This window comes from Kitasatospora sp. NPDC057518, assembly GCF_042802075.1.
Lineage (GTDB): Bacteria > Actinomycetota > Actinomycetes > Streptomycetales > Streptomycetaceae > Kitasatospora.
On record NZ_JBHVEU010000378.1, the window covers coordinates 1 to 8,826 of the forward strand.

Genomic DNA, 8,826 nt, shown 5'->3' on the forward strand with positions numbered 1-8,826 from the left:
GTTTCCCGGGCGGGCCCCCGGGGGCGTCGGCCACGGGGCGGTGGGGCCCGGGGTGGGCGGGTGCCGGCCGCGGAGAGGCGGCCGGGAGGGCGGGAGCGGGGGCGCCGGGCGGCCGCGGTCCGGGCGGCGGGGCCGGGGCGGGCGGGAGCGCTTCCGGATACCCCGGTGGGGTCATCCAGGCGATTCGGGCCTCAGGGCCGGGTGCGGCACAATGGAAGGCTGCAAGCCGAATACTCCCGACGACGCCGGAGCGATCTCACGTGGCGGAATACATCTACACGATGCGCAAGGTGCGCAAGGCTCACGGAGACAAGGTCATCCTTGACGACGTGACGCTCAGCTTCCTCCCCGGAGCGAAGATCGGCGTCGTGGGCCCCAACGGCGCCGGTAAGTCCACCGTGCTGAAGATGATGGCCGGCCTGGAGCACCCCTCCAACGGCGACGCCTTCCTCTCGCCCGGTTTCACCGTCGGCATGCTGCTCCAGGAGCCGCCGCTGGACGAGACCAAGACCGTCCTGGAGAACGTCGAGGACGGCGTCAAGGAGATCAAGGGGAAGCTCGACCGCTTCAACGAGATCGCCGAGCTGATGGCGACCGACTACTCGGACGCCCTGCTGGACGAGATGGGCAAGCTCCAGGAGGAGCTGGACCACGCCAACGCGTGGGACCTGGAGGCTCAGCTGGAGCAGGCCATGGACGCCCTGGGCTGCCCGCCCGGCGACTGGCCGGTCACCAAGCTCTCCGGTGGCGAGAAGCGCCGCGTGGCGCTCTGCAAGCTGCTGCTGGAGTCCCCCGACCTGCTGCTGCTCGACGAGCCCACCAACCACCTGGACGCCGAGTCGGTGAACTGGCTGGAGCAGCACCTGGCCAAGTACCCCGGCACCGTCGTCGCCGTCACCCACGACCGGTACTTCCTGGACAACGTGGCCGGCTGGATCCTGGAGCTCGACCGCGGCCGCGCGATCGGCTACGAGGGCAACTACTCCACCTACCTGGAGTCCAAGCAGTCCCGCCTGAAGGTCGAGGGGCAGAAGGACGCCAAGCGCGCCAAGCGGCTCCGGGAGGAGCTGGAGTGGGTCCGCTCCAACGCCAAGGGCCGCCAGGCGAAGTCCAAGGCCCGTCTGGCCCGCTACGAGGAGATGGCGGCCGAGGCGGACAAGATGCGGAAGCTGGACTTCGAGGAGATCCAGATCCCGCCGGGCCCGCGCCTGGGCAGCATCGTCATCGAGGTCGAGAACCTCAACAAGGCCTTCGGTGAGAAGGTCCTGATCGACGACCTGAGCTTCACCCTGCCGCGCAACGGCATCGTCGGCATCATCGGCCCGAACGGCGCCGGCAAGACCACCCTGTTCAAGATGCTCCAGGACCTGGAGACCCCGGACAGCGGCACGGTCAAGGTCGGCGAGACGGTCAAGATCAGCTACGTCGACCAGACCCGCGCCAACATCGACCCGAAGAAGACCCTCTGGGAGGTCGTCTCCGACGGTCTGGACTGGATCAACGTCGGCCAGGTCGAGATGCCGTCCCGCGCCTACGTGTCGGCCTTCGGCTTCAAGGGCCCGGACCAGCAGAAGCCGGCCGGCGTGCTCTCCGGTGGTGAGCGCAACCGCCTGAACCTGGCGCTGACCCTCAAGCAGGGCGGCAACCTGCTGCTCCTCGACGAGCCCACCAACGACCTCGACGTCGAGACGCTCTCCTCGCTGGAGAACGCCCTGCTGGAGTTCCCCGGCTGCGCCGTGGTCATCTCCCACGACCGCTGGTTCCTGGACCGGGTGGCCACCCACATCCTCGCCTACGAGGGCGAGAGCAAGTGGTTCTGGTTCGAGGGCAACTTCGAGTCGTACGAGAAGAACAAGATCGAGCGGCTCGGCGCCGACGCCGCCCGTCCGCACCGGGCCACGTACAAGAAGCTGACCCGAGGCTGACACCCAGCCGTCACAACGGCCCGGCAGACTGCCCTCCGGGGCGGCCTGCCGGGCCGCGGCCCGTCGCCGACCGACCGCCGCCCCGGCGGTGGACGGCGGCGGGCGACCGGACACCGAGGAGAACTCCCGTGGCTCGCCACATCTACGCCTGCCCGCTGCGCTGGTCCGACATGGACGCCTTCGGGCACGTCAACAACGTGGTCTTCCTGCGCTACCTGGAGGAGGCCCGGATCGACTTCATGTTCACCCAGGCCGCCGCGGCCGGTGCCGGGGAGTTCGCGGGCGGCTCGGTGGTGGCCCGCCACGAGATCGACTACAAGCGTCCGCTGGTGCACCGGCCCGAGCCGGTCACCATCGAGACCTGGGTGACGAAGATCGGCGGCGCCTCGCTGACCGTCTCGTACGAGATCAAGGACGTCGCCGAGGACGGCGGCGACATCGTGTACGTCCGGGCGTCCACCGTGGTCGTCCCCTACGACCTGGCCGAGGGCAGGCCGCGCCGGATCTCGCCGGTGGAGCGGGAGTTCCTCGGCCGCTTCATGGACGAAGAGCCGGTAGTCGCCGCCGTCTGACCGCACCCGACGATTCGAGCTGAACCACTGTGACCATCACCGCCCGTCTCGCCCTGACCGACACCGGGGAGGCCGCCGACCTCTCCGCCTTCCTGCTGCGCCTGCTGCGCTTCGACCGGGCGGCGGCCGTCCGGATCCAGGCGGTGGGCCCGGGCGAGGGGGACGGTGTGCTGGCGGTCTTCGGACGGCTGCCGCTGGGCGACTCGGGCGTGCTGGCGATCCGCACGGCCCGGCTGGACGGTCTGGACGAGCCGGTGGACCTGACCGTCTCCGCGGGCCAGCTGCTGGACGGCGTGGACGCCGGGTCGGGCGCCGTCGCGCTGCCCGCGCCGGTGACCGGTCCGGCCTGGGCCGGGCTGCTGCCGCCGCGCACCGGCTGGCGGCCGGTCGGCACCCCGCCGGCGGCCGAGGTGTGCCGCGAACTGATGGCGGCGGTCGGGGAGTTCCGCGAGCGCAGCGAGGCCGTCCCGGAGCACCACCGCACCCGCGCGGTGCTGGACCGGCTGGCGGACGAGGTGTGGTCCCGTCCGGTCTCGGTGCTGCCGGAGCTGCCGCTGCGCGCCGTGCACGCCTCGTACCGGATCGGCTTCCTGAGCCCCGAGGCGCCGCTCTCGGTGCACCGGGCGGGCGGCTGGCTGCGGTTGAGCTCCCCGGTGGGCTCGGTGGTGGTGCGGACCGCGGCCGCGCCGGGCGCGGGGCTGGGCCTCAGCCCGCTCCGGTAACGGCCGTCCGGGGCCCGGCCCGCCCCGCCGAGGAGCGCTCCGGGCTCAGCCCGGGGTGTTGATCATCGAGGCGGCGGCGTAGACCAGGTACTCGAGCAGCTGCTGCTCGTGCTCGGCCGGCAGCTCCAGGTCCGCGACGGCCGCCCGCATGTGGGTGAGCCAGGCGTCGTGCGCGGCCTTGTCGACCTTGAACGGCGCGTGCCGCATCCGCAGCCGCGGGTGGCCGCGCCGCTCGCTGTAGGTGCGCGGGCCGCCCCAGTACTGCATCAGGAAGAGGGCCATCCGCTCCTCGGCGGGCCCGAGGTCCTCCTCGGGGTACATCGGCCGCAGCAACTCGTCCTCGGCGATGCCTTCGTAGAACCGGTGGGCCAGCCGCCGGAAGGTCGGCTCACCGCCGACCTGGTCGTAGAAGGTCTCCTCGCTCAACGTGCCTCGCCGGATCTCTCTCACCCGACCATGGTCGCAGACGCCGACGGGGTCGTACACCGGGACCAAAGGCGTACGACCCCGTCGGGAGGAGACCGGCGGACGTCGGCACGGACGTCGGCGTAGGAGATCAGCGCCGGACGGTCAGTCCTCCCAGCGGAACAGCTTCCAGGAGATGCCGGTCAGCACGGCCGCGAAGAGCAGCAGGCCGCCCATGGTCGGCACGGCGTCCATGACGCCGCCGCCGCGGGTGAGCACCGACTGGGCGGATTCGACCAGGTAGTGCAGCGGCATGACCTTGGAGACGGCCTTCAGCCACTCCGGGGCGCCGTCCAGCGGGAAGAACGAGCCGGACAGGAAGGACATCGGCAGCACGATGATCTGCGAGATGCCGTTGGCCGCCTCCTCGGTCTTGGCGACCGAGCCGGCCAGCAGGCCGATCGACATGAAGGCGAGCGTCGCGCAGGCCACCAGCGGGATGACCAGCCACCAGTTGCCGGTGAGTTTCAGCCCGAAGAAGCCGGTCGCGACCACCAGGAAGACGGCGGTCTGCAGGAACGCGGTCAGCAGCGAGACCAGGATCCGGGAGCTGATCACGGTTCCGGCGCTGAGCGGGGCCAGCCGCAGCCGGCGCAGCACCTTGGTCTTGCGCCAGTTGACCAGGGTCAGCGCGGCACCGAACACCGCGCCGGTGGCGACGGCCCAGCCGAGCAGGCCGGGGGTGAGGAACTGGATCGGCTTGAGCGACTTGTCCTCGACCTGCTGGGAGTCCAGCACGAAGGCCGGCTTCTGCCCGGTGGCGGCCTGGTTGGCGCTCTGGACCACCGAGTTGAGGATGCCCTGGAGCGCGCCGGCCCGGACCTGGTCGGCGGCGGTGTAGCGCAGCTCGACCGTGCCGTTCGGGCCCTGCTTGATCAGCGCGTCGTAGTCGCCCTTGCGGACCTTCTCCAGCGTGCCGGCCTCGTCGTCGGTCTTCGTGATGGTGAGGACCTTGTCCAGCCCGGCCCGGTCCTCGCCCTGGATCGAGTCGAACAGCTTCACCGCGCCGACCTGCGCCACCTTGGCGTGCGGGCTGCCGGAGCCCTTGGTCACGGAGCCGAAGAAGACCAGGAACACCAGCGGGAACAGCAGGATGAAGAAGGCCGCGGTGCGGTCGCGCTTCATCCCGAGCAGCATGGCGCGGGACAGGCTCCAGAACGCGCTGACCCGCTCCCGCTCGCCGGCGGCCGGGCCGCCGCGCCGGGCGGGGGCCTGCGGCTCGGTGGGGGTGGTGGCGGTCATGCGCGGAACTCCCGTCCGGTCAGCTGGAGGAAGACGTCCTCCAGGGTGGCGCCGCGCACTTCCAGGCCGCGCAGCGCGTTCTGCTCGGCGAGGACGCTGAGCACCGGAGCCGGGAGGCGGGTGGAGACGGAGAGCGAGACGCTGTCGTCCTCCAGGGTGGCGATCTCCGCGCCGGCCGCGGTCAGCAGCTCCCGGGCGCGCTCGAGCGGGAGCTGGCCGGAGGCCACGCTGATCCGGACGGTGTCGTCGATCTCGCGGATCAGCGCCGCCGGGGCGCCGGTGTGCAGGATCTTGCCGTGGTCCATGATCGAGACCCGGTCGCAGAGCACCTCGGCCTCGTCCAGGTAGTGCGTGGTCAGCACGACCGTTCGGCCCTCGGCGTTGATGTCCCGCAGGAGGTCCCAGAGGTTGCGCCGGGCCTGCGGGTCCAGCCCGGTGGTGGGCTCGTCCAGGAAGACGAGCTCCGGGTCGTGGGCCAGCGCGCAGGCGATCGACAGGCGCTGGGCCTGGCCGCCGGACATCTGGTCGGTCAGGGTCTCGGCCTTGTCCGAGAGGCCGACCCGCTCCAGCATCGCGTCGGCCCGCTTGGGGCCGACCCCGTAGAACGACGCGAAGGTGCGGATGGTCTCCCGGGCCGTCAGTTTCCGGAAGAAAGCGGAGGCCTGGAACTGCACGCCGATTCGCGGCAGCAGTTTCGGATTTCGCGGCCAGGGCGCCATGCCCAGCAGCTCGACCCGGCCCTCGTCCGGTTTCCGGACGCCCTCCAGGATCTCCATCGTGGTGGTCTTCCCGGCGCCGTTCGGGCCCAGGATCCCGTAGAACTCGCCGGCCTCGACGGTGAACGACACCCCGTCGACGGCCTGCACATCCCCGTACCGCTGGCGGATGCCGTCAGCGGATATAGCAGCAGTCATGTGGCCTGAGCCTAGGGGCAGGGAAGGCTCCGGCGCACGCCCGCGGCGGCGAATTTGCGGATATTTTGAGGATGGTCCAAACAAATCCGGGCCGGGCGGATGTCGAATTCCGCCCGGCCCGGCCGGAGTTGTCACCGACGTGTGGTCAGGTAACGATTTGACGGGTTTTCAGTCGGAGAATCCCCTCCGACCGACGGCCGGTCAGCCGCGGTGCACGGTGATGGTGGTCCAGGCGCCGATGTGGATCCGGTCGCCGTCGTTCAGCGGCACGGCGGTGTGCGGTGGGACGGGCTCCGCGCCGCCGTTCATGGTGGTGCCGTTGGTCGAGTCCTGGTCCACCAGGACCCAGCTGCCGTCCGCCTGTTCGGCGAGCAGCGCGTGCTGGTGCGAGGCGCCCGGGTCCTCCGGCGGGACGGACAGGTCGATCTCCGGCACCGTGCCGCGGTGCTGGCTGCGCCGCCCGATCCGCAGCTGCCCGCGGCCGGTCAGCGGGATCCGGCGCTCGGGGCAGTACGGCGGGAAGAACAGGCCGGCCGCCTCGGGGCCGCTGCGGGCCATCATGTCGGTGAAGTAGTCCCGGTCGGCCGAGACCACGGCGATCCAGTTGGTCCGCACCGGCTCGGCCGGGGCGGTCTCCTGGGGCTGCTGGGGGACGGGCGGGGCCAGGTTGAACGAGGTGCCGAAGTCGCCGCCGCGGTTGTTCGGGCCGGGGCCGGTCGGCTGGGCGTACACCGGGCCGGAGTCCTCGCGCACCGAGGTGTCGGGGAACGCGCCCTCGGGCGGCGGGTAGCCGTAGGTGTGCTGGTGCGCCGGGGCCTGGGGCTGCTGGGGGACGGGCGGGGCGACGGCCTGCTGGGCCGCCGGCGGCTGGCCGAACGGCGGCTGGCCGTGCGGCGGTTGTCCCGCCGGGGCGTGGCCGTGCGGCGGCTGACCGGCCTGGGCGTGGCCGTGCTGGGCCTGCTGCGGCGGGGGGCCGCCGTAGGAGGCCGGGATGTTCAGCGGCGGCTGCTGCTGCGGCTGTTGCTGCTGCTGTGCCGCGCCGGGCACCTGGCGGCGCGAGGGCGTGGAGAGCTCGTAGTCGTAGCCGCACTCCTCGCAGAACCGTCCGGTCTGCGGGCTGCGGCAGATCGGGCAGACGGCCAGGCCCGCGGTGAGGCCCTGCGGTCCGGCCTGCGGCGGGACGGCCCCGTGCGGGGGTACGGCCCCGTGCCGGCCCGGGGGCACCAGGCCGGCCTGCGGCGGGACGGCCCCGTGCGGCGGGACGGCCCCCGGCGGCATCGGCGGCGGAGGCGGCGGCGCGCCGAAGGAGGCGCCGCCGTACCCCGGGTGTCCGGAGTGCGCGCCGGGCGCGGGCTCGCCCCCGTGCGCCCCCGGGTAGCCTCCGTGCGCCCCCGGCGCAGGGGCCGGCGGAGTCATCGGGAAGCCGCAGAAGTCGCACCAGTCCTCGGCCTGCGACTCGTGGCCCCTCGGGCAGATCGGCATCAGGTCCCCCTCGTTTCGGGCCGGCTCCGTGCGGCGTCGCGCCGGGGTGCCGGCCCGGTCACGTCTTCAGCGGTCACTTCTTCACACGTACCGTCTTGGTCGACCGGGTCTCAAGGGTCATCGAGTCGGCCTCGCTCACGTTCTTACGGAACCGAACCGTACCCTCCTTCGGGTCCACCACGTCCACCACCTTCTGGAGCAGCTTGTAGGTGCCCTCGTTCCCGGTCGCGTGGGCGATCCGGACGGCGGCGCCCAGCTTGGCGGTCGCCCGGTCGACGTCCCCGGCCCGGTGGGCCTCCAGGCCCTCCTGGATGGAGGAGGCGAGCTCGGCCTGCCCGGTGTAGTGGGCGACCTGCGGGCTGATCCGGGTGGAGGAGGCCAGGTCGTCGGTCCAGACCGCCTTGACCAGGCCCTGGGTGAGCACCTCGGGGGTGCCGCCGGCGACCTGCTCGGGCAGCACCAGGCTGATCCGGGCGGCCAGCATCTCGTTGCCGACCGAGGCGGCCGGGACCTCGACGCAGACGTGGTAGTCGCGGCTCTCGTCGCCCCAGGAGCCGGTGGGGTAGTCGCCGGCCCGGGGGCCGGCCTCGGTGCGGCGGGAGCTCAGGTCCTCGACCGCGGGGGCGACCTGCTTGACGAACCGGACCCTGGCGTTGGCCGGGGTCCAGATCCGCAGCGCGACGTCGGCGACCTGCTTGCCCATCGCGCCGGCCATCATCGAGCGGAAGTCCTCGGCCAGGCCGGAGGGCTCGGCGACGATGTCGGTGGTGCCGAGCAGCGCCGAGGAGATGCGGCGCAGCTCGTCGATCCGCCAGTCGGTGCCCACGCCGCGGCAGTCGGCGGTGAAGTGGCCGGTCACCCGTTCGACGGTGCGGGCCAGGTCCTCGGCCGACTCGTGCTCGTTGTTGCCGTCGGTGAGCAGGACGGCGTGCCGGATGGCGATGTCGCGGCGGGTGAGGAAGAGCTGGTCGGCCTTGGCCAGCCAGGTGCCCATCGCGGTGCCGCCGGCCGCGGTGAGCCGGCGCAGCGACTCCTTGGCCTGCGCGCGGGTGGTGGCGGAGGCGGTGGCGAGGGTGCCGTCGCCGGGGTAGATGTCGCGGGCCTCGTGGGTGCCGGCGACGACGGCGAAGGCGGTGCCGTCGCGCAGCGCGTCGATGGCGGCGGCGGTGGCCTCGCGGGCGCCGTTGATCTTGGTCTTGGGGTAGTCCATCGAGCCCGAGCAGTCCACCAGGACGACCACGGCCGCCGCGGTGCCGGCGCCCGCCGCGGTGGCGTCGGCGAAGCCGAGGGGCCGGCCGCCCGAGGTGCCGCCGCCGGTCGCCGTGACGGTGACGATGGCGTTGACCTCGCGGGCGCCGTCGGCCAGGTACTCGTTCTGGAAGATCTCCACGTTGAACCTGGGCAGGTTCGGCTTCGCCAGTGTTGCCATGGGGCGGTCGGCTCCCGTCGGGTGAGGGGTGGACGTGCTCAGGACGGTGGGGCGGCCCGCCGGGCGGGGCCGGCG

8 protein-coding genes are annotated in these 8,826 nt (G+C 72.4%); 3 read left to right on the plus strand and 5 right to left on the minus strand.

Features of this window, described 5'->3' with window-relative positions; translation table 11 throughout:
* Window positions 1-260: 260 nt before the first annotated feature.
* The 3 genes from ettA (at window position 261) to ACFU7Z_RS30110 (ending at window position 3,219) form a co-directional block, all read left to right on the plus strand.
* Window positions 261-1,925: an energy-dependent translational throttle protein EttA gene (gene ettA, locus ACFU7Z_RS30100; RefSeq protein ID WP_380780944.1), complete on the plus strand. Its 1,665-nt coding sequence runs from the start codon at window positions 261-263 to the stop codon at window positions 1,923-1,925.
* A gap of 128 nt (window positions 1,926-2,053) precedes the next feature.
* The gene (locus ACFU7Z_RS30105; RefSeq protein WP_049657866.1) at window positions 2,054-2,497 is read left to right on the plus strand and encodes a thioesterase family protein; all 444 of its coding nucleotides are present in this window, start codon (window positions 2,054-2,056) and stop codon (window positions 2,495-2,497) included.
* Between the two features lie 35 nt (window positions 2,498-2,532).
* Window positions 2,533-3,219, plus strand: coding sequence for a hypothetical protein (locus ACFU7Z_RS30110; protein WP_074005626.1), 687 nt, complete (start codon window positions 2,533-2,535; stop codon window positions 3,217-3,219).
* 45 nt (window positions 3,220-3,264) lie between these two features.
* On the opposite strand, the gene ACFU7Z_RS30115 is transcribed toward ACFU7Z_RS30110, so the two are convergent.
* The 5 genes from ACFU7Z_RS30115 to ACFU7Z_RS30135 all read right to left on the minus strand — a co-directional run bounded on the left by ACFU7Z_RS30115 (window position 3,265) and on the right by ACFU7Z_RS30135 (window position 8,751).
* On the minus strand, window positions 3,265-3,669 hold the full coding sequence (locus ACFU7Z_RS30115; RefSeq protein ID WP_049657871.1) for a globin: 405 nt from the start codon (window positions 3,667-3,669) through the stop codon (window positions 3,265-3,267).
* A 120-nt stretch (window positions 3,670-3,789) separates the two neighbouring features.
* Window positions 3,790-4,926 (minus strand): ABC transporter permease, encoded by a 1,137-nt coding sequence (locus tag ACFU7Z_RS30120; RefSeq protein ID WP_079272765.1) that lies wholly within the window; start codon window positions 4,924-4,926, stop codon window positions 3,790-3,792.
* A complete protein-coding gene (locus ACFU7Z_RS30125) occupies window positions 4,923-5,840 on the minus strand; it encodes an ABC transporter ATP-binding protein (RefSeq protein WP_049657872.1) in 918 nt (305 codons plus the stop codon). The genes ACFU7Z_RS30120 and ACFU7Z_RS30125 overlap by 4 nt, the downstream gene beginning before the upstream one ends.
* Window positions 5,841-6,041: 201 nt before the next feature.
* Window positions 6,042-7,322: an FHA domain-containing protein gene (locus tag ACFU7Z_RS30130; protein ID WP_380780946.1), complete on the minus strand. Its 1,281-nt coding sequence runs from the start codon at window positions 7,320-7,322 to the stop codon at window positions 6,042-6,044.
* Window positions 7,323-7,395: 73 nt separating this feature from the next.
* Window positions 7,396-8,751: a VWA domain-containing protein gene (locus tag ACFU7Z_RS30135; protein ID WP_049660919.1), complete on the minus strand. Its 1,356-nt coding sequence runs from the start codon at window positions 8,749-8,751 to the stop codon at window positions 7,396-7,398.
* Window positions 8,752-8,826 lie beyond the last annotated feature (75 nt).